The sequence below is a fragment of the Streptomyces sp. NBC_00154 genome (assembly GCF_026342835.1).
GTDB lineage: Bacteria > Actinomycetota > Actinomycetes > Streptomycetales > Streptomycetaceae > Streptomyces.
Window position 1 is genome coordinate 7780803 of record NZ_JAPEMI010000001.1, and the last position, 20639, is coordinate 7801441.

A 20639-nucleotide genomic window follows, 5' to 3' on the forward strand; every position below is an offset into this window, starting at 1 on the left:
GGGGAGTGGTGGTTACTCCTGCTGTTGTTCAGTAATTGAGCATCGGTCCCAGGTGGGAGAGGCCGCCGCCGCAGCGAGCCTTGACCCGCTCCTGGCCAAGCTGTTGAAGATCCGCACAGGCGACGACGAACTTGATGCCGCGGTTGCCGAAGGCCCTGGGCAGCGTGACCGACATCCAGCCCGCCATGAGGTGGTCGAAGGCGTTTCCCACGGTCGGCCTGATGGCGGGGTGCGGGACCTCTCCGGCGAAGGCCTTCACCCGGCCGGGGACCGCATCCTCGCCGGCCGCCTTGCCGCCGGCGACACACCACAGCCGGCGGCGCGCGGGCGTCCCGGCTCGACCACGGCACCGCCCCAGCGATGCCCTTAACCCGGCAGGGCTCGATTACCTCACCGTCGGACACACGAAAATCTATGTCGGCCGGAGTAGACATTGGGAGGTGGCGTGGTTATGGTTTCTCTCGTAGCCGAGATCAACGAGGCCTGGCAGAGACGAACTGCCGGGCAGCAGTACACGCAGTTGCAGTGCGCAGGACGGTGCGGTGGTGGAGTTTCGAAGCCAGAGCGGTTGAAGGACGGCGACGGGACTGACGGCCGGACCGGGTGGCCCGCAGTGATCAGGGGCCGCCGTGAGCAGTAACGCAGTGGCAGTTCAGTAAGTGCAGTTCGCAGTACCAGCAGTGCGGTTGTCAGTGGTTCCTCGGTAAAGGCGTCGGCTGCGGGCGCGCGTACCGGGAGGTTCGGCAGTGGGGTTCTAAGCCAGAGCAGACGCAGGATGGGCGACGGGGCTGGCTGCCGAAGAGTGGCGCTTACTCAGGTCACCAGCAGTTCGCATCACCAGTAGTACAAGCAGTGCGCAGTACCAGCAGTACGCAGTCCCCCGTTGGTAAGTAGTTCATCCAGAGGGAAGAACGGAGGAGCCAGGCGCCATCAGGATCGCCCGGGCGGAAGTCTGAGCCCGGGTACCGCAGGACATCGATAGTGAGGTGGTCTCCGGTCAAGCAACCGCGATCCCTGCACCCCCGACAGCATCTCGGTCGGGTCTGCGGAAACAGAAGGCCGGCGCAGTGTCAGGGCCGGCAGATGGTGTAGCAGTTCCTTCGGGGCCCTGGTGCCATTGGCGCCAGGGCCCCTCCACGCGTTCCACACAGTGAGGTGCAATGACAGCAGACGACTCGTTCGGCCGTCTCGACGACGACGACTACCCCGCTTACACCATGGGCCGGGCCGCCGAAATACTCGGTACCACCCAGAGCTTCCTCCGCGCCATCGGGGAAGCCCGCCTCATCACCCCGCTCCGATCCGCGGGCGGCCACCGCCGCTACTCCCGCTACCAGCTGCGGATCGCCGCACGCGCCCGGGAACTCGTCGACCACGGGACCCCCATCGAGGCCGCCTGCCGCATCGTCATCCTCGAAGACCAGCTCGAAGAAGCCCAACGCATCAACGCCGAACACCGCCGCACCGCCGAATCAGCGAACCCCACAACCGCGGCCTGAGACGGCTGAGACCTGGGGGCTTCGCGGCTGCCACCCACACGTGCTGCCCGGGACGCAAAGCGTTCCGGGCAACTTCGTCCTCTGCGGTCCCGGGGCCGAGAGTGAGAACCGGGCCTCGATCCCCGCGAGTCCTTGTCGTCGACGACGTGATCGGGCCTGACGCGCGGGCGCTCAGTCAAGGACCGCGAGGGGGTCGGCGGCGCCTCTGTGCCACTCGATCATGAAGAGGGCGCTCCCGTCGCTGAGCAACAGACGCTCTCGTAACTCACTGCGGCACCTCGATGACGCCTCCGCGCAGGAACGCCCGGCCGGCGGGGGAATCAATGATCGGCTCGGGCTGGCTGACGTGCAGGTTCCTGCCCGGCAGGGGCACCAGCAGCTCCTGCGCGTAGTCCTGGAGCAGGATGGAGACGTCACGACCTCCGATCCTGGCCACCTCCTCCGCGATCAGCGGGGCGATCAGCTGCGGCGGCAGCAGCCGTGCCCTGTCCAGCAGCAAACCGAGCAGCCGCTCGCCAAAACCCTCCGCCCGATCCACGCTTTCCTCGCCCATGGCCCGGTATGCCACCTCCTTCCAGCCGCCGCCTCCGCACAACGTGACCGGATACGCCCATCCGATCGGTTTATTTCGCCAAGCGCGGCATGTCGGCCCACGTCATCGGCGGTCCGCGGTTCACTCGGAGCTATGAGCAAGGCTGGGCAACCCGAGGCTTCCCGCACCAGGTAGGCAGCTGAGAGGGAAGCACCATTGGTGCTTCCCTCTCAGCTGTTCATCAATCGATGGTTGACGGCTTCGGACTCCGGGGAACACACGAAAAAGGCGAGGGCGTTTTCGCCACCCGGCCCTTCCGGATCGATGAGACGGTGATGGCCGGTGCCATCGACAGTGAACTGGACCGCAACCACTCGCACGCCTCCCAGGTCGGTGCGGAACGTTTCGTGTTGCACGGCGGGCTCGTCCCGAAGGTGAACCACTCGTGCGCACCGCTGGAATTGCGGGATCCGCCTCAATTCCAGCGGTGCGCACGACTTCGTCGCCCGCGCACCCATAGTCGCCGGCGAGGAGATCACTTTCGACTATGCGATGCGGAACTACTCGGTCGACTACTTCGCCGCCCGCTGCCGGTGCGGTGCGCGCCACTGCCGTGGCCGCATCACCGGCTCGAGGGATCTACCCGACCAGGCGCAAAGCGGACTACCACGGCTTTGTCGCCCCCTACCTCATCGAGATAGACCACCGGGCCCGCACGGCGCTGGCCGCCCGCCGGGACGAGGGTTCCCATTCGCCGCACAACAGATATGGCTGGCGGTGCGAGCCGGGAGGCGACCCCCGGCTCCGCGCGACCCGGCGCAGCGTTCAGTACTGTTCGGTCTCGACGAAGCCCGCGTCGTCGTCGGCGCCGAAGGCGTTGGCAGCGGCGGTCGGGTCGAATCCGGGCGGGCTGTCCTTGAGGCCCATGCCCATGCCGGCCAGCTTTGCCTTGACCTCGTCGATCGACTTCGTACCGAAGTTGCGGATGTCGAGGAGGTCGGCCTCGGAGCGGGCGAGAAGCTCGCCGACCGTGTGGACGCCCTCGCGCTTGAGGCAGTTGTACGACCGGACGGTGAGCTCGAGCTCCTCGATCGGCAGCGCCAGATCGGCAGCGAGAGCGGTGTCTGTCGGGGAGGGGCCCATGTCGATGCCCTCGGCGTCGGTGTTGAGCTCGCGTGCCAGGCCGAACAGCTCGACCAGGGTCTTACCGGCCGACGCCATGGCGTCACGGGGACGCATGGCCTGCTTGGTCTCGACGTCGACGATCAGCTTGTCGAAGTCGGTGCGCTGCTCGACACGGGTCGCCTCGACCTTGTACGTGACCTTGAGCACCGGCGAGTAGATGGAGTCGACCGGGATACGGCCGATCTCCTGGCCCGCCTGCTTGTTCTGGACGGCGGAGACGTAGCCGCGACCGCGCTCGACGGTCAGCTCCATCTCCAGCTTGCCCTTGCTGTTCAGCGTGGCCAGGACCAGGTCCGGGTTGTGGACCTCGACTCCGGCCGGCGGGGCGATGTCAGCAGCCGTGACCAGGCCGGGACCCTGCTTGCGCAGGTACATCACGACCGGCTCGTCGTGCTCCGAGGAGAGGTCCAACTGCTTGATGTTGAGGATGAGGTCGGTGACGTCCTCCTTGACGCCCGGCACGGTGGTGAACTCGTGCAGGACACCGTCGATCCGGACGCTGGTAACCGCAGCACCCGGGATCGAGGACAGGAGCGTCCGACGCAGGGAGTTGCCGAGGGTGTAACCGAAGCCCGGCTCCAGTGGCTCAATGACGAACCGGGAGCGGAACTCGTCGACGACCTCTTCGGTCAACGAAGGACGCTGAGCAATCAGCATGGGGCGGTGCCTCCAGATTTCGGCGCCCGCTATTTGACGCCGTAGACACCGCACGGTATCGGCAATACGACCTCACAAGAGGCCGCACCGCCCGACGCCGCCAGGTACCGGCTCAGCCGGCGGGACAGGAGAGTTGCCCGAAGCGCGCGGCGCCTTTGCCGTCAGGCCGCACACCGGCGCGGTGGTGAGACGAAGAGGCCGAGAGCCTGCTGCCACGGGCCGGGGCGCCATGCGATGGGCGATCAAGAGCACGCCGCGCCCGCGGAACAGGGTGCGGGAGTACGACTCGTCGGCCAGGCCCTGCTCGAAGAACGGGTTGCCCGCCTGCCCCGCGGCGAGGCGTACGTGCACGCATGGGGGAGCCGTCGAGGGTGTGTGAGATCTTGCGGGGCCGCGGCCCGGTAATGAACTGGGGGGCGTAGGCGTCGCCCAAGACCTACCTCCCTTGCCACTTCGAAAGTAGGAGTATATGCTCTTATTGTCGCCGTCGGTAAACCTTGTCGTGACGACATGGCCCCGACATAGACGGATCTCGCCGACACGTGCAACAACCTGGCACTACGCAAGTCCGCACCGGCAAGATCACGGCTCGGAATCCAGGGCGGCCACCACCCATGGCCATCCGTCGCTTCCTCGGCGGATGGGTTGCGTGAGCCACCCGACACGGATTGTTCACAAGTCGATCGGAGCAGGCGGCGGCGCTGCGTATCCGGGCCGAGGTTTCACGCCTTTCTGCCGCCACTGAATCGACACACCACGGAATGGAGCGGCAAGTTGCCGACTGCATTGAAGATCAACAAGCTGCGTTACCTGACTGCAGCCGTTGGCATCGCTACGGCCCTCGCCGGTGGCGTCGCCATTGCGCCGCTGGCGTCGGCCGGCACGTCGACTTCCGTCAGTGCGCACGTCGTTGACCAGCGCGCGAAAACTTTCGAGCTGGTCGGCAAACAGACCTCGCTCGAAGACCTCGATCTGGGCAGGGAGGGAATCAGCCCGGGTGACCAGCGTGTCATCCACGAAGACCTCTACCGCGACGGCGAGAAGGTCGGCGATCACGGCGTCGTCTGCACCTATACTCACGTCGATCCGGCCGCGCTCCAGTGCCTGGGCACCTTCTCTCTGCCTGAGGGGCAGTTCGCTGCGCAGGCGCTGCTCCACCTGCCCGCCCCGTCCTACGTCGACGTCGGCATCACCGGCGGTTCCGGCGACTACCGCAACGCCCGGGGCTTTGTTCGCACCGTTCCCGCCGGTGACACCGAGAGGCACTTCACCGTCCACCTGAAGCGCTGACGGTTGACTGTCGTACGCCCGGGCGACTCGGCGTCGCAGCGTCACCGAAAGGCTCGGAAGGATTTGCTCCCCGCTTGCGCCAATAGGAGCATATGCTCCTATTGCGGTGTAGTCGCCAGTAGCCACTAGTGGAGCGGGACTTGTCCGCCCGGCCGGGCCCTATCCCTCCTGGATCGCCTCGACCCTTTTTATCGCGTGCCTGTCCCGGGTTGCGCGCCGCATCACGAGATCTTACCGACCGTACATTTGCAAGGAGTATCACCATGACTGTCATACGAGCCGCTGCAGTCCAGATCAGTCCCGTGCTCTACAGCCGCGCCGGCACGGTCGAGAAGGTCGTGAAGAAGATCCGGGACCTGGGCGCACAGGGCGTCCAGTTCGCCGTCTTCCCCGAGACCGTCGTCCCCTACTACCCCTACTTCTCCTTCGTGCAGCCGCCCTACGCCATGGCCAAGGAGCACCTGCGCCTCCTCGAAGAGGCGGTGACGGTGCCGTCCGCCGAGACCGACGCGATCGGCGCGGCAGCCCGCGAGGCGGGCGTGGTCGTCTCGATCGGCGTCAACGAACGTGACGGCGGCACCATCTACAACACCCAGCTGCTCTTCGACGCGGACGGCACGCTGATCCAGCGCCGGCGCAAGCTCACGCCGACCTACCACGAGCGGATGATCTGGGGCCAGGGCGATGCTTCGGGACTGCGCGCGGTGGACAGCGCCGTCGGCCGTATCGGCCAACTCGCCTGCTGGGAGCACTACCTGCCGCTGGCTCGCTATGCCCTGATGGCCGATGGCGAGCAGATCCACGCCGCGATGTACCCCGGCTCCTTCGGCGGCGAGCTGTTCGCCGAGCAGATCGAGGTGAACATCCGTCAGCATGCGCTGGAGTCGGCCTGCTTCGTGGTCAACGCCACCGCCTGGCTCGATGCCGGCCAGCAGGCGAAACTCGCCGAGGACACCGGCGCCCCAGCCGCTGCGATGTCCGGCGGCTTCTTCACCGCCATTGTCGACCCCGAGGGCCGCATCATCGGCGAGCCGCTCACATCCGGCGAAGGCGAAGTCATCGCCGACCTGGACTTCGCACAGATCGACCTGCGCAAGCGCCTGATGGATGCGCGCGGCCACTACAGCCGCCCGGAACTGCTCAGCCTGCAGATCGAACGCACGCCGGCGCCCCACGTCCACGAGCGCACCGGCCACGGGTCGGCCCAGACCACGCGTGTGACGGAAGAGGCTCGCCCCTCCGGGAGCGAGTGAGCTGTTTGCTGATCCTGCCGGAGGGTTCGAACCCAACAGTAGGAGTACCCCGGAGCCGCTGATCGCCTAGACGGCCGAACAGCTACCGGCCATGTACACCACAGTTCAGGGAGATGTCTGCCATGAGTGATCTAGTCAGCACTGTTATCGAGGCGCACGGCGGCTTGAATCGCTACAACCAGTTCAGCTCGGCCACCGTGCACCTCCGTGTCGGGGGTTCGCTGTGGCGGCTCAAGGGACAGGAAGGGATATTGAGTCATGCGGCTGTCAGGATCGACCTGCACCGGCAGCATGCCAGCCACTATCCCTTCACCGCGCCCCACCTGCAGACATCCGTCACCCGGCAGCGGGCCGCCGTGGAGACCCTCGACGGTGAGGTGAAGGCCGAGCGATTCGACCCTCATGCTTCGTTCCCGGGCGACGCGAGCGCTCCCTGGGACGATCTGCACGTCGCCTACTTCGCCGGGTATGCCATGTGGACGTACCTGACTTCCCCATTCACCTTCACCTCTGCGGGATTCGATGCGGTGGAACTGTCTTCGGTCACGGAGGAAGGGGAGAGCTGGAGACGTCTGAAGGTCATCTTCCCGGACCACATCGCGACACATTGCCGTGAGCAGATCTTCTACTTCGACTCGAACGGACTGCTGCGCAGGCACGACTACACGCCCGAGGTCATCAACGCCGGGCCTGCCGCGCACTACCCCTCCGAGTACAAGGAGTTCGACGGGATCATGGTTCCGACCAGGCGGCGCGTCTTTCGGCGAGGGCAGGACGGAACGGTGTCCCGGGACGTGGAACTGGTCACCATCGACGTGGAGAGTGTCCTGTTCGTCTGACCGGGCCTGCAATTGCTGATCGTCGATGCCGCCTTCGGGGAAACACCGGCGCCTCGGCACGCCGGCAGCACGTGACCCGAGGCTGTGATGTCCGGGCGGCCGTTGCGGCGGGACTTGTGGAAACGGGCGACGGCCGGGTTGGGGGCGGCGTCAGAGCTGGGGCGGCCGGTGAAGGATATGAGCGGCACCGCGAGGGACGTGGCGAAGGCCCGCGCCGCGCACGCGAAGCCCGTCGCATGAGCTGTTGCGGGCGAGGCTGGCGGAGGCGGGCAAGGCTGGCTCCTGGTGCTGCAGACGCTCCACCGGGCGGACGAGGTCCGCGATCCCGGCCAGGAGCTACCCGACCTGCCGTCCGGTCGTGCCGGCAAGGGCAAGGAGCGGGACATGACGATCCAGCTGATCGACGCTCTGGGCGCACCGTGGGATCCGGGGCGGGGGGCGGAGCGAGCTACGGCAGTTGACCAAGACGGAGCTGTACCAGCGGGCCACCGCGCAGGGCATTGCGGGCCGCTCCAAGATGAGCCGGGACGAGCTCATCGACGCACTCGCCGGGGCCGGACACCGCCGTGTAAAGAGCGCTGCGTGACTGCCGCTCCGTTTGGTTTCGCGCAGGCGCGCCGGGTTGTGGCGTTCTGAGGTTCCCCCGCTGTGCGGGAGGTGCTGACTAGCTGGTCAGGGCGGGTTGACGGGGGTTCAGGTTCACTTGTTCGGCTGCTGCCTGGTTGGCGTAGTGCTTCTCCTCGAATTCGATGGGGCTGAGGTAGCCGAGCCGTTTTTGGATGCGGCGGGGGTTGTAGAAGCCGTCGATGTACTCGAAGAGCGCGAGGTTCGCCTCGGCCCGGGTGGCGAGGGTGCGGCCGCGGACGCACTCGGTCTTGATCAGCATCCATAGGTTCTCCGCGAGGGCATTGACGCTCCTATAGTTGTCAACTCGCTGCGGAGGCCGTCCGTGGGGCGGGCCGGAGCAGGTGGTAGACCTCGCGAATGACGTAGCGCTTGAGGCATCGGATGATCTCGCGTTTCGTCTTGCCCTCGGCGGTGCGGCGGGCGACGTAGTCGATCGTCGGCTGGTGGAACCGCATTCGGACGATGACGGTTCGGTAGATCGCGGCGTTCAGCTGGCGGTGGCCGCCGTGGTTGATGCGATGCCGGCCGCTGGTCATGCCGGAGCCGGTGGGCACGGGAGCGATGCCCGCGAGCTTGGCGAGAGCGGCCTCGGACTTGATCCGCTCAGGGTTGTCTCCGGTCACGACGAGGATCTCCGCGGCCGTGTCCACGCCGATTCCGAAGGGCTCGAGCAACTGCGGGGCGACTCGCTGGACCAGGTCGCCGATCATCTTCGTCAGCTCTTTGGCCTCGGCGTCCAGGTACTGCCACCGCTTGGCGAGCGTCCGCAGGGTGTGACGAAGCGCGTCCTCGGGGCCTTCCAGATGGCGAGGACGCAGGGCTGCCAGCTGCCGCGCCAGGCTGATCTGGGTCTTGCCGGCAGTCTCCCGGCGCAGGGCATCCGGGGCGTGGACGAGCATCGCCTTGATCGTGACCATTGCCGCTGCACGCTGCTCAACGGCCTGGTCATGGGCAATCTTGAGCAGGCGGATCATCTCGGCCTCGCCGTCGGCGGTCTTCGGCGTGGCGGTTGCGAACCCGGCCAGCACCGCGCGGGCGGCATTCTCGGCATCCAGGGTGTCGGACTTGCCATTCATGCGTCGCAGTCGCCGGTCCGGGCGGCCAGCCTCGACGACCTTGTGGCCCGCCCTTCGCAGAAACGAGGTCAGCGTGGCGCCGTAGGAGCCGGTGCCCTCGATCCCGAATGCCAGCACAGTGCCGAACGAGGCGGCCCAGTCCGCCAGTTGCTGGAAGCCACCGGCGTCGGTGGGAATCGTCAAGGTGGCCAGGATCCCGCCGATCGTGTCCATCACCGCCGCGACGTGCACGTGCTTGTGCGTGTCGACGCCGATCACGACATGCCCGGACCTGGACTGCTCACTGTCGTTCACTGTGGTCCCTCCCGCCGCTAACGTGGGGTTCACGCTGTCGCCGGTCGGACGGACAGGACTGTCACGGGGACGCTTTGACGAGTTGGCTCCAGGCTCCTGACTTGTTCAATCGAGTCCAGACGCTCGGTCTGCAGCCGTAGCGTCCAGGGTGTCGGTCGGCACGGGCCCGCAGTGCTCCTTGCCGCCCTCGGGCTGGCTCACTGATAGCGTGCCGCCGCTGACCGGCACCCGCGCGGTGTGGCTCGACAGAGGCATGAAGGTGACGCAGTGACTTCAAGTCAGGGTGCCCGCCGCACTCCCGTCCCTATCTCATCGAGTGCGAGGCCAGCATCCTGTGATTCTGATCGGTGTCGATCCCCACAAGTCGTCCCACACCGCTGTTGCCGTCGACGCTGCGGGCCACCAAGTGGCCCAGCGCCGTTTCGTCGTCAACGCTGGGACTTTTCGTCAGTTGATGCGCTGGTGCGAGCAGTGGCCTGAGCGCCGGTTTGCCGTCGAAGGTGCCGGCGGACTGGGGCGTTCGCTTGCCCAGCAGCTGGCTGCCGCGGGCGAGAACGTGGTCGACGTGCCCTCCACGTTGTCGGCTCGGGCTCGGCTCCTGGCCACTGGTGGCGACCGCAAGACCGACGCCGCGGACGCCCTTCATGTCGCTCAGGTCGCCTTGTTCAGGGCAGACTTGCGGCCAGTGGCACAGGAAGACCAGACCACTATCCTGCGGCTGCTGACCGAGCGGCGCGACGACCTGGTGCACGAACGCACCCGGGTCCTCAACCGGCTGCACGCTGTCCTGCGAGATCTGGTGCCCGGCGGTGCACCCACCGGGTTGTCTGCCGACAAAGCCGCCACCGTGATGAAGGGCATCCGGCCGATTACAGCCACCGACTCCTGCCGTCGGGACATAGCCCGTGATCTGCTGGCCGATCTTCGACGCCTGGACCGGCAGGTCAAGGACAACGAGGCTGAGATGCGTGAGGCTGTCGCCGCGACTCACACCACGCTGACCACCCTGCCGGGCCTGGGCACCGTGCTGGCCGCCAAGGTGATCGGCCATGTCGGAGACGCCACACGATTCCCCACCGAGCACCACTTCGCCAGCTACACCGGCAGCGCGCCCCTGGACGCCTCCAGCGGCAACAACGTCCGCCACCGGCTCAACACCGGCGGCAACCGCGCGCTGAACTCGGTGCTGCACACCATCGCCATCTGCCAGATCCGCGACGGCGGACGCGGGCAGGCCTACTACCTGCGCAAAATCACGGAAGGAAAGACGCCCGCAGAGGCTCGCAGAGCCCTCAAACGACGCCTGTCCAACGTGGTCTACCGGATCATGAAACGCGACCAACGGAACCACCTCGCTCAAGCCGCTTGACACACAGAGGCGCTATGAGGTCATGTTCCACCCGGCCGGGGCCTCGGGAACGGGCCCCGGCAGCCGGACAGACCAAGGCGAAGACAGCCCAGCAGGACGTCAGTCAGTGATCGAGCCACGACCACCGGGAACCCGAATACCACTATCACTGTCGGTGATGTTCGAGATCGTCTGCTTCGACACCTCCGCGCCGTAGATCTCGGCCAGGTGGGCCGAGATCTCGCCGTGTGTGAGGCCCTTCGCGGACAAGGACAGCACCATCTCGTCAACGCCGCCCAGGCGCCGCTGGCGCTTCTTGACGATCTGCGGCTCGAACGTGCCGGCCACGTCACGCGGGACCTTGACGTCGACCGGTCCGACGTCGGTCAGCACCGTCTTTGCGCGGGTGCCGTTGCGGCTGTTGCCGCTGTTCTTCCCGGCCGCCTCATGCTTGTCGTAGCCGAGGTGATCAGTGATCTCGCCCTCCAGGGCGGATTCCAGCACCCGCTTCGTCAGCTGCTGCAGCAGCCCGCCCTCCCCAGTCAGCTGCAGGCCCTCCGACCGGGCCCGGTCTATCAGCATCGAGATCAGCTGGTCATCCGGCACCCCTCCGGGAACCGCCGGACCAGTGGCCTCGATCGAATCCAACTCCACACCCTGCACAGTCACTTGGCGTCTCTTCCTTGATCAGCAGATCCGCCGTTAGTTTTACACTCCCGCCCCTGGCTCAGGGTTATTCAGCCCGGATCCACCGGCTTGATTGTGGTGTGATCGGTTCGGGGTCGTGCAGGGCGTGTCGGGGCTGAGTTGCGGATTCGGGCGTGGGGTGGCCGCTGGTCTGCCCAGCCTTTCCACTTTCCGCAGGTCTCGGGCCCTTTCGGGCAGGTCGGTCAGAGAGTGTCAGAGGGCTGGTGGCGCGTGCACGATGCTGAAGAGTTGGGTGAAGTCCGTGTTCCAGGGCCAGCGTTCGGGCAGGTGCAGGGTGAAGCGCCGGGCCGAGCAGGCCAGGCGGGCGGGCACGTTGATCAGGTGGTCACGGATGGTGGCGGTGGTCGCTCTGGCATGGAACGTGCCGGCCAGCGCGCCGGCGGCGCGGGTCAGGTTGTGCGCCAGGGCTGCCAGGGCGAGCCACGCGGCATTGGCCTGGAAATGCCCGGAGGGCGCGTGGGCGAAGGCGCTGTTCTTGACATCCGCGATCACCTGCTCGACGACGGCGTGCCGGCGGTGATCACGCTCGGCATCGTTCAAGGAGAGCGGGGAGTCGGTGAACGCGGCGTGGTAGCGCCAGGCGTCAAACAGCGTGCCCTGTCCGGCGGGGACGGCTTCAGCGCTCAAGCGTTTGACGCGGCGCACGATCAGATGGGCGGTGACCTGCTGCTTCTTCGGCTTGGAAGTGAAGGCGGTGTAGCCGGTCTCGGCTATCTCGGCGTCGGAGATCCAGCATCGACCCTCCTCGTCCCAGACCGCCTTGGGGTACTTGATCGGCGTCCAGGCGTCCTCATCGATACGGGCGATGGCGGCCTTGACGGAAGCGTTCATCCGCACCGTGATGGAGAACCGCGCGCCCAGCGCCCGGCAGGAGTTGACAACATCGGCGCTGTAGAAAGCCGAGTCCGCGCGCATCACCAGCAGGCCACTCGCGCCGCAGGCGCGAGCGGTGCGGATGGTCTCGGCGACGAACGCTGCCGCCCCGCGCGCGGAGTTCGATGGTCCCTTGCGCAGCCTCGTGGCGGCGATCACCGGGGCGGCCAGGGGTGTGGAGACAATACCGAGCAGCGCGTTCAGGCCCTTGACCTTGCTGTATCTGTCGGCGTACACGTGAACGTCCCCAGCCTCGTACGGATGAAAAGGGACAGTTGCTGATGCGGTGAGACCTGCCGCTCGGCACTCTGCTGCTTGGTCGATATGGACGGCGGAGGAGGCTGGCAGTGGTCTTGGATCCGCAGCGTTGGCTGGAGCTTCGGCGATTTCGGGGCTTGTTGGAGTCCGGGGCGATGAGCCTGTCGGAGATCTCCAGGGAGACCGGGCTGGACCGCAAGACGGTCCGCAAGTACCTCTCGGCACCGGGGCCGGCGACGCCTCCACGACGGTCGCCGAGCGGGCGGTCGCGGGCAAGGGTCATCGACGAGTTCGGGCCGCTGATCGACTCGATGCTCCGGGCCGAGGTCCTGATGAAGGCCGCAGTCATCCACGAGCGGCTGGCCCAGGAGTACGGCTTCACCGGCAACTATCAGCGGGTCAAGCTCTACGTTCAGACGGCCCGGCCGAGGATCGCCGAAGAACTCGGGATCACGCCCAAAGAACTGGCGGGGATGCACCGCCGGTTCGAGGTGATCCCGGGCGCCCAGGCCCAAGTGGACTGGGGCGACGAGGGAAAGATCCTCGCCCATATGGGGATCCCGAAGGTCTACTCCTTCCACATGACGCTGTCGTACTCCCGCGATCCGTTCTGCTGCTTCACCACCAGCCAGGACCTGCAGACCTTCTTCGACTGCCACCGCCGGGCCTTCGCGCACTTCGGCGGGGCACCGATGACGATCGTCTACGACCGGACCAAGACGGTCGTCCGACGCCACGTCGCTCCTGGCGAGGCGGTCCCGCTGCATCCGGAAGCGGTCGGCTTCGCCGGCCACTACGACTTCGACATCGACGTCCTGGCCGCCTACCGGCCGCAGGGCAAAGGCCGGGTCGAGCGACAAGTGCTGATCGTCCGCGACCATGTTCTGTCCGGTCGGTCGTTCTCCTCCGTCGAGGAGATGGACGCCGCGTTCACCGCCTGGGTGCCCCAGCGGCGGGCCCAGATCCACAAGACCCACCGCGAGGTCATCGCGGAGCGGGCGGCGAGAGACCACGCGGCTCTCAAACCGCTGCCGCAGACCCCGTATCTGGTGGCCGAGCGGCAGCTGCGGCACGTCGGCAAGGACTGCTTGGTCGCCTTCGACGGCAACCTCTACTCCGTGCCAGCTCACCGAGTCCGCGCTCGCCAGCTGGTCGAGATCCGGGCCACGAAATCCCAGGTCATGCTGCATGCCACCCTCGCCGACGCCCATGGCAGCACGCTGCTGGCGGCACATCCGCGGGCCATCGGACGCGGTGCACGTGTCGTCGACGAGTCTCACTGGGACGGCCTGCCCACCGGCAAGGGCCGCCGGACCACCACCGGCGACATTCCAGTCAAGCCTCGTCAAGAGCGGCCGCGGGGCGAGGAGACCGGCCCGTTGCAGGCCCTGCTGAACCGGGCCGCGGCCACCCGGATCGAGGTCGGGCGCCGACCGTTGTCGGTCTATGACGAGCTGACCGGCACCCGTCCCTTCACCACCCATCGAGCGACGAAGGAATCGTCTTGAGTGAGCTGACCGGCAACCGCATCCGCACCACGGCCGGCAAGCTCGGCCTGCCCCACCTCGCGGAAACCATCAACGAGTTCACCCGCCGGGCGGACGAGGCGAAGATGGGCTACCTCGACTTCCTCGACCTCGTCCTCTCCGAGGAACTGGCCGTCCGCGACGACCGTCGCTTCCGCCAGGGCCTGCGGCTTTCCAGGCTGCCGCACCACAAGACGCTTGATGAGTACGACTTCTCGTTCCAGCCCGACCTCGACCCGCGCAAGGTCAAGGACCTGGCCACCCTCTCGTTCGTCGAGGCCAAGGCGAACGCCGCTCTCCTGGGCCCGCCGGGGGTGGGCAAGACGCACATCGCGGTCGCTCTGGCGGTCGCGGCCTGCCGGGCCGGTTACTCGGTCTACTTCACCAGCCTCGACGACATGGTCCGCAACCTCAAAGCCGCCGAAGCAGCCGGCCGTCTGGCCAACAAGCTCGGCACCTACCTGCGGCCGGGCGTCCTCGTGGTCGACGAGGTGGGCTACGAGATCCTCGAACGCGGAGAGGCAAATCTCGTCTTCCAGGTCATCTCAAAACGGTATGAAAAAGGCTCGATCATCCTGACCTCGAACAAGACCTTCAGCGAATGGGGACAGGTGTTCGGCGACGAGGTCCTCGCCACCGCCATTCTCGACCGGCTCCTGCATCACTGCGACGTGCTCTCCATCAACGGACCAAGCTACCGGCTCAAGAACCGGCTCAAGGCCATCGAGCGCGACACAGACGTGGCCTGACCGGCCACGTCGTGACACTCGGCCGGGACCTGGTCAGTCGCCGTCGAGTCGCTGGAAGATCTCGGAGAACTCGTCGTTCTCGATCAGTCCGGCGATCACCTTGGTCATGTTGTCGATGCCGGGATCCCGGACGATCAGGCCGTCCGAGACCCAGAAGTAGCGGCCGCCGAGAGCCTCGTCGGTTCCTGCCCAGGTCTGCATCAAGCGTTCGACCTCTGCGACCGTGAAGACGGTCGCGCTCCACCGGGAGCCGTCCTTGAGGTCCACGAAGAGATCGACGTTGCACACCAGGTCCAAGTCCTCGCCTGAGCTGGGCAGGAACGATGCCTCGAAGGCGTCCGCGCGAACCCGAAACCACGGCCCGTCCCAACCTCGTTCAACCGACCCAGGCGATGCGCTGTGACTCATCCTGCGAGTGTCTCCGGCTGGTCCAACGATCTCAACCAGGATCCCCAGACGTGCGCCTGCCCGCGACATAGCTGGGGACGTTCGTCCGTACGCGACTGGGGAGCTTAGGTCGTACGCCGACAGCGGGTCGCTTCGCGCAGGGCCTCGGGGCGCATCACCACGCCCTTGGCGTCCGAGGTGATCACCAGCAGAGTGTCATCGGTGCAGGCCACCGGGGCACGGGAGGTGTAGAAGGTGTCGATGTCGCGGGCGGCGGCCACGGTGTTCTCCTCGATCTGCCGCTTTCCGATCACCGGCCCGCACTGCTCGGTGAGCATCGCGTGCGCGTTGTCGAACGATCCCCGTACCGCCTGCTGGACCGCGAGTTTCCGCAGCACGAGGGAGTGCCGGTGCACGGGCAGGTTCAGCCCCGCGTCTGCCGGATACAGGTTGGCAACGCCCTTGGCCCGATACGCGATGCGCGTGACGGTGACCGTCCCGAACCGAGTGGCCAACTGACGGGTGTGCCCCGGCTCCACGGCCCGCCGCTCAACGCCGTCGGCCCCGGTCACCGACCCCTGCCGCATCTCGCGGGCCGCCCGCAGATCCAGCTGACCCTGGACAAGGAGGCGCTGGATCTCCCGTCCCACCACGAAGACCTGCTCTTCCAGGTCCACCTCGGACAACCCGTCCGCGGTCGGCGCCGTCAGATCCGCTATGAGCTCCTCGAACCCCGCCCTCGATGCCCGAAACGCCTCGGCGGCACGGATGTTCTCATACGCTTGCATCGGGCTCTTCTCTTCTGGTCCGTCGGCTTCAACACCACGGGCAACGAGAGAAGAGCCCTTTCACACTCACCCGGGCACGGACGAGCGAACACCACCGGCCACCTCGAACACTCCCGGCGACGACTCGAGCAACCAGCCCCGTCTCGTCAGGCGCTTCAGCTTCCCGCGCAGGGCCTCGATGTGCTTCGCCTCCCCGCCCAGACCGAGCTCTTCGCACACCTCCTTGGTCCGCACGCCCCGTCCATAGCGCGAGATCATGCCCAGAACGTCCCGGTAGACCCGCGGCAGCACCTCCCACGCCACTCCCGGCGAGAACACCGGGACCTGCAGACTTCCGCCCCGGAACTTCCCCTCACCGGCCAACGCCGCGCTCACCGGCGCATCCTCGTCCAACTCGGCGACCGGGTCCGCCGCTTCGGTCCCCTGTCCTTCCGGCCGCACCGCGAACACGGCGTCCTCCGGGAGATCCGGCCCGGCCATCACCTCCAGCACCGTCTCACGCGCACTCGACAACCGGTCCGCGGCAGCCTCCTCGGCCGCCAGCTTCTCCGCGAGCACCGCCATCTCGGCCCGCAGAAGATCCGCCCGCTCCCGCGCGGCAGCCTCCCGCGCCTCAAGACGCCCCAGCACCGAACCCATCGCCATCACCTCGCCCGGCACCGTAGGACGCCACCACGACCCACCGCAGCCCAACCAACAACATCCCAGCTCAGGACTTGATCAGAGTCCCTGCATCAGAGCTGCACCCGACCACGTTCTGCCGTCCCCATCGAGCTTCGCCACGAGCGGCATCTCCATCGCGGTCCAATCAGCCCTGTTGTAGCCCAGACGCGCACGCACCAGCGCCCGCAAGGTCAAGTGCCCGACCTCGCGCTATCCGGCGAACCCGACCAGCGAGCATCTGAACCGCCCCGGTTCGAATAGAGACTCGATTCCATGTAAGGATTGAGTCATGGCACGCCCCTCCTCCTATCCCCTTGAGCTGCGCAAACGAGCGGTCCGCATGGTCGCCGAGGTCCGCGGTGATTACCCGAACGAGTCGGCCGCGCTGAAGACGGTCGCCCAGAAACTCGGCATCGGCTCGGCCGAGACCCTGCGGAACTGGGTCAAGCAGGACGAGATCGACTCCGGTCGGCGGCCCGGCACGACGTCGGAGGAGTCCGCGGCGATGAAGGCCCTGAAGAAGGAGAACGCCGAACTCCGCCGCGCGAACGACATCTTGAAAGCCGCGGCAAGTTTCTTCGCGGCCGAGCTCGACCGGCCACACACACGCTCGTAGCGTTCATCGACGAGCACCGGGCCCGCTTCGGCGGTGTCGAGCCGATCTGCCGCGTGCTCACCGAGCACGATTGCAAGATCGCCCCTTCCACCTACTACGCCCACCACAAGCGGCTGGCCGAGCCGTCCGCGAGGACCGTGCGCGACGCCGGGCTGAAAGAGAAGATCAAGGAGATCTACGCGTCCAACTACCGCGTCTACGGGGCGAGGAAGATCTGGCGCGAGCTGAACCGCCAGGACATCCCGGTGGCCCGCTGCGCGGTCGAGCGGCTGATGCGCGAGCTGAACATCGCCGGCGCGGTGCGCGGCAAGAGGGTCATCACCACGATCCCGGACGAGAAGGCCGAGCGGGCACCGGACCGCGTCGAGCGCGACTTCGTCGCCGAGGCGCCCAACCGCACCTGGGTCGCGGACTTCACCCACGTGGCGACCTGGGCGGGCGTCGTCTACGTCGCCTTCGTCGTGGATACCTTTTCACGTCGCATCGTGGGCTGGTCCGCCTCCACATCGAAGGAGACCCAGCTCGTCCTGGACGCGCTGGAGATGGCACTGTGGCAACGCGACCGCGACCAACACCCGTATACGCACGGCGAGTTGATCCATCACTCCGATGCCGGGTCGCAATACACGAGTTTCCGTCTCGCCGAGCACCTGGATGCCGCCGGTCTCGCGGCGAGCATCGGTTCCGTCGGGGACGCACTGGACAACGCCCTGATGGAATCGACCATCGGTCTCTACAAAACCGAGTTGATCAAGCCGCAACGGCCCTGGAAGACGCTCTCCCAGGTCGAGCTGGCCACCGCCGAATGGGTCGACTGGTACTGCCACCGGCGCCTCCACGGTGAAATAGGCCACGTCCCGCCCGTCGAGTACGAGAACAACTACTACCTCGCGACCACGAAACCCCAGGTCACAACCGCTATCTGAGCTCTCTACCGAACCCGGGGCGGTTCAGGGGTGTCCTTTTTATGAGGATGTTTGCCGACGGGGTGGCGGGGCGCGGGGCTACTCGTCCAGCCTCGTGGGCGCCCTGGGCCGGGGCGGCTGGCTTTCGGCGGTCTGGCGGGGGTGCCCAGGATCTTGCGGATGCGGGGATAGCCGCGGCGAACCCGGCCCGGGGTGAGTTGTTGTTGTGTCAGCGGTTTCTCCCAGGGGCGGCGCAGATCGCCGGTGAGGGTGCGAGCGAGTCGGAGTTGGGTGTAGGCGGCGAGGATCAGCCAGACCCATCGGTCGGCCTGTTCTGGGTGGCGCAGGCGGGGGCGGGTCATGCCCAGGGCCTGCTTGAAGAACCGGAATGTGTGTTCGATGTCGAATCTTCTGAGGAAGATCCGCCACAGGCGGTCGACGTCGTGCGCGTCGGCGTCGGGGACCGAGTGCCATAGCCATAGCGGCTTGGGATCGCGGTTGCCGGGCAGGCGCTCGACCGCGAGGTGCACCAGTGTTCCCTCCACGTTGGGTAAGTCACCTGGGTGGTCGGCCCAACCGCCCTGGCGGCGTTCCAGTTTGGGGTGCAGGCGCCCCCAGCATCGGGCCTTCACGCGGCCGAACCGGTCGTGGACAGTAGCTGATTCCTGGACCGGGTCCGGGTGGGTGGCCGGGTCGGCGAGGCGGAAGGGCTCGCCGTGACGCGGTTGCCGGCCTTTGGTGGGTCCCTTGCGACGGCCTGGCGGGTGGTGCATGACACGGTCGGCGCGGATGCGCCCGAGCATGCGGACCGGTGCGTCACGCAAAAGCCAGGTCAGGCGCACGATGTCGTAGCCGGCGTCCAGGACGAACAGCACCTCGGGGTCACCCTCGCGCCACTGGCCGGCCTCTCGCAGGCACGTGAGCAGGTCCCGGATCTGGGCGGCGGTGACCTCGGTCGCATCGTCGTTTGGGCCGAGGCGGACTGCGTCCAGCGGACCGGTCCACGAGGTCCGTCCCCCGCCCAGCGCGGCGGCGACCTGGTACGGCCACCCGGGGATGGTCTGCCGGACCCCATCGCAGCGGCACGGCCGGTGACAGTGAAGCCGGTCCGGTGAGCACTCCGCGTCCGGGCGCGGCCACGCTGTCACGTCCAGCGCGATCGAGATCTGCCCGTCCGTCCCGCGCGGCAGCGTGAGGCCGGCCACGACGCACCGCAGCCGCGACACATCCAGACGCCCCCGGGCGAGCGCGTCGTACATCGCCCCGTGCCCACGCCGGTGCACCGCCTGAAGCGACAACTCCGGCAGCGACACCACCGGGGAACCGGCACACAACACCGCATCCGTCAACTCGAACAACGCATCGGCACGGCGCGGCATCGCCGCATATAACTCCATCCGAAAGGACGACAGTTCGGCAAGCGCCTGCCGATGAGCGACTTCGTGGACGACACTCGACACCGGCGACCTCCTGGCCCGTTGTGCGACTAGACATCACACAGCGTGAAAGGGAGGTCGTCGCCATGTCCGGAAGATTCCCATGTGGGTGAACGACTCGAACCCCAAACGATCACCGAAGGGCTGACCACGAAGGCGAACTCCCCATCGTCGAGGGAACGTTGGTCCATCTGGCGGTCGAGCGCCTGCCCGGCAATCGCGACCCCAAGCCGCTATGGCTGTGGCACAGCGACCCGGACGCCACCGCGCACGGCGTCGACCGCCTCTGGCGGATCTTCCTTCGAAGGTTCGATATCGAGCACACTTTCCGCTTCTTCAAGCAGACGCTCGGCCTGACCCGACCCCGCTTGCGCACCCCCGAACAGGCCGACCGGTGGGTGTGGCTGATCCTCGCCGCCTACGCGCAACTCCGTCTCGCCCGGCCCCTGACCGAGGACCTCCGGCGGCCCTGGGAGAAGCCCCTGGCACCGGATCAGCTCACCCCCGGCCGGGTCCGGCGCGGCTATCCCCGCATCCGACGGACCGTGGGCACTCCAGCCCGCGCGCCAAAAGCCTCCCACCCCGGCCCAGGCCGCCCCAAGGGCCGCACCTCCACACCCGCACCCCGCCACCCAGTCGGCAAGAAACAGCGCAAAACGAACATGCCTAGACGCGGCGGGGTCGAGCAGCAGCCTTAAAGATCAAGCTTAGCCGCACAGGCGGGTGAGGACGCTGAGGGCTTACGATCCACGAGCCACGCCATCCTTGGGGGACCCATGCGCACCACCATGAACACCGTTGTTAATTAGGCAGGTTCCTCAGCCAGGTGGCCGGGCTTCCCTACTCCGACAATAATTTCTCGGAGCGAGCTGTTTGGATCCGCACGACGGTATCCGGGCGGCACCACACCTGGGGCACCGCAGGCGGCCCGTCAGGTGCAACAAGCGCCTGACGGGCGGCCAGAGAGACTCAGCTCTCTTCGGGCAACGGCTTGCTCTCGTTGTCCTTCTTCTTCTTGACCTTCGTGACGTGGTGCCCGAGAACGATCACATCGCGCAGACCGATCATGGTTCCCTCATCTCTGCGTGGGCCCGGAGACTGAACGTACAGACGTACATGCAAGAGTCTCC

The 20639-nt window shown here is 66.9% G+C and carries 19 protein-coding genes and 3 pseudogenes; 10 read left to right on the forward strand and 12 right to left on the reverse strand.

The features are described 5' to 3' along the window. Positions 1-28 precede the first annotated feature (28 nt). Positions 29-211 (reverse strand): hypothetical protein, encoded by a 183-nt coding sequence (locus OHA03_RS35165; RefSeq protein ID WP_267007689.1) that lies wholly within the window; start codon positions 209-211, stop codon positions 29-31. A gap of 949 nt (positions 212-1160) precedes the next feature. Here OHA03_RS35165 and OHA03_RS35170 point away from each other — a divergent pair. After that, a complete protein-coding gene (locus OHA03_RS35170; protein WP_267007690.1) occupies positions 1161-1499 on the forward strand; it encodes a MerR family transcriptional regulator in 339 nt (112 codons plus the stop codon). Positions 1500-1767: 268 nt separating this feature from the next. Here the strand turns inward: OHA03_RS35170 and OHA03_RS35175 are convergent. From OHA03_RS35175 to OHA03_RS35185, 3 genes and pseudogenes are all read right to left on the reverse strand, one after another. After that, a pseudogene (locus OHA03_RS35175) lies at positions 1768-2052 on the reverse strand (serine/threonine-protein phosphatase); the annotation flags it as partial. A 209-nt stretch (positions 2053-2261) separates the two neighbouring features. Further along, positions 2262-2447, reverse strand: coding sequence for a hypothetical protein (locus OHA03_RS35180; protein WP_267007691.1), 186 nt, complete (start codon positions 2445-2447; stop codon positions 2262-2264). A 409-nt stretch (positions 2448-2856) separates the two neighbouring features. After that, a complete protein-coding gene (locus OHA03_RS35185; RefSeq protein ID WP_267007692.1) occupies positions 2857-3873 on the reverse strand; it encodes a DNA-directed RNA polymerase subunit alpha in 1017 nt (338 codons plus the stop codon). Between the two features lie 774 nt (positions 3874-4647). On the opposite strand from OHA03_RS35185, the gene OHA03_RS35190 reads away from it, so the two are divergent. From OHA03_RS35190 to OHA03_RS35205, 4 genes are all read left to right on the forward strand, one after another. Then, entirely contained in the window at positions 4648-5163 is a 516-nt protein-coding gene (locus OHA03_RS35190) for a hypothetical protein (RefSeq protein ID WP_267007693.1), read from the forward strand. Positions 5164-5426: 263 nt separating this feature from the next. Next, the gene (locus tag OHA03_RS35195; RefSeq protein ID WP_267007694.1) at positions 5427-6416 is read left to right on the forward strand and encodes a nitrilase-related carbon-nitrogen hydrolase; all 990 of its coding nucleotides are present in this window, start codon (positions 5427-5429) and stop codon (positions 6414-6416) included. A gap of 122 nt (positions 6417-6538) precedes the next feature. Continuing rightward, the gene (locus OHA03_RS35200; RefSeq protein ID WP_267007695.1) at positions 6539-7255 is read left to right on the forward strand and encodes a hypothetical protein; all 717 of its coding nucleotides are present in this window, start codon (positions 6539-6541) and stop codon (positions 7253-7255) included. A 457-nt stretch (positions 7256-7712) separates the two neighbouring features. Then, positions 7713-7841 (forward strand): hypothetical protein, encoded by a 129-nt coding sequence (locus tag OHA03_RS35205; RefSeq protein ID WP_267007696.1) that lies wholly within the window; start codon positions 7713-7715, stop codon positions 7839-7841. A 78-nt stretch (positions 7842-7919) separates the two neighbouring features. Here OHA03_RS35205 and OHA03_RS35210 read toward each other — a convergent pair whose 3' ends face one another. Together OHA03_RS35210 and OHA03_RS35215 are read right to left on the reverse strand one after the other, a co-directional pair. After that, entirely contained in the window at positions 7920-8141 is a 222-nt protein-coding gene (locus OHA03_RS35210) for an IS3 family transposase (protein ID WP_267007697.1), read from the reverse strand. Between the two features lie 40 nt (positions 8142-8181). Next, on the reverse strand, positions 8182-9252 hold the full coding sequence (locus OHA03_RS35215) for an IS110 family transposase (protein ID WP_267007698.1): 1071 nt from the start codon (positions 9250-9252) through the stop codon (positions 8182-8184). A 334-nt stretch (positions 9253-9586) separates the two neighbouring features. Here OHA03_RS35215 and OHA03_RS35220 point away from each other — a divergent pair, with 334 nt between their 5' ends. Continuing rightward, positions 9587-10621 (forward strand): IS110 family transposase, encoded by a 1035-nt coding sequence (locus OHA03_RS35220; protein WP_267003322.1) that lies wholly within the window; start codon positions 9587-9589, stop codon positions 10619-10621. 150 nt (positions 10622-10771) lie between these two features. Here OHA03_RS35220 and OHA03_RS35225 read toward each other — a convergent pair. Next, positions 10772-11182, reverse strand: a pseudogene (locus OHA03_RS35225) (transposase); the annotation flags it as partial. Between the two features lie 318 nt (positions 11183-11500). Next, on the reverse strand, positions 11501-12418 hold the full coding sequence (locus OHA03_RS35230) for an IS1380 family transposase (protein ID WP_267007699.1): 918 nt from the start codon (positions 12416-12418) through the stop codon (positions 11501-11503). Positions 12419-12528: 110 nt separating this feature from the next. Between OHA03_RS35230 and istA the strand changes: the two genes are divergently transcribed. Together istA and istB are read left to right on the forward strand one after the other, a co-directional pair. After that, positions 12529-13947, forward strand: a complete 1419-nt coding sequence (gene istA, locus OHA03_RS35235; protein ID WP_267007700.1) for an IS21 family transposase — start codon at positions 12529-12531, stop codon at positions 13945-13947. Beyond that, entirely contained in the window at positions 13944-14714 is a 771-nt protein-coding gene (gene istB, locus OHA03_RS35240) for an IS21-like element helper ATPase IstB (protein ID WP_267007701.1), read from the forward strand. Before istA ends, istB begins: the two co-directional genes overlap by 4 nt. 33 nt (positions 14715-14747) lie before the next feature. Here the strand turns inward: istB and OHA03_RS35245 are convergent, their stop codons facing one another. The 3 genes from OHA03_RS35245 to OHA03_RS35255 all read right to left on the reverse strand — a co-directional run bounded on the left by OHA03_RS35245 (position 14748) and on the right by OHA03_RS35255 (position 16528). Next, positions 14748-15122 carry a hypothetical protein gene (locus OHA03_RS35245; protein WP_267007702.1) on the reverse strand — a complete coding sequence of 125 codons (375 nt, stop codon included), beginning with the start codon at positions 15120-15122 and terminating at the stop codon, positions 14748-14750. A 104-nt stretch (positions 15123-15226) separates the two neighbouring features. Then, complete coding sequence (locus OHA03_RS35250; protein WP_267007703.1) at positions 15227-15889, reverse strand: hypothetical protein; 663 nt, start codon at positions 15887-15889, stop codon at positions 15227-15229. A 66-nt stretch (positions 15890-15955) separates the two neighbouring features. Next, positions 15956-16528 carry a hypothetical protein gene (locus OHA03_RS35255; protein WP_267007704.1) on the reverse strand — a complete coding sequence of 191 codons (573 nt, stop codon included), beginning with the start codon at positions 16526-16528 and terminating at the stop codon, positions 15956-15958. A gap of 313 nt (positions 16529-16841) precedes the next feature. Here OHA03_RS35255 and OHA03_RS35260 point away from each other — a divergent pair. Then, positions 16842-18094 (forward strand): IS3 family transposase gene (locus OHA03_RS35260; protein ID WP_267007271.1). Its coding sequence is split into 2 segments (ribosomal slippage): positions 16842-17124 and positions 17124-18094, totalling 1254 coding nucleotides; the frame shifts between segments, so codons are not numbered across the junction. A gap of 5 nt (positions 18095-18099) precedes the next feature. Here OHA03_RS35260 and OHA03_RS35265 read toward each other — a convergent pair. After that, positions 18100-19533, reverse strand: coding sequence for an NF041680 family putative transposase (locus OHA03_RS35265; protein WP_267007705.1), 1434 nt, complete (start codon positions 19531-19533; stop codon positions 18100-18102). 128 nt (positions 19534-19661) lie between these two features. Between OHA03_RS35265 and OHA03_RS35270 the strand changes: the two are divergent. Further along, positions 19662-20207, forward strand: a pseudogene (locus tag OHA03_RS35270) (transposase); the annotation flags it as partial. Positions 20208-20639: the final 432 nt, after the last annotated feature.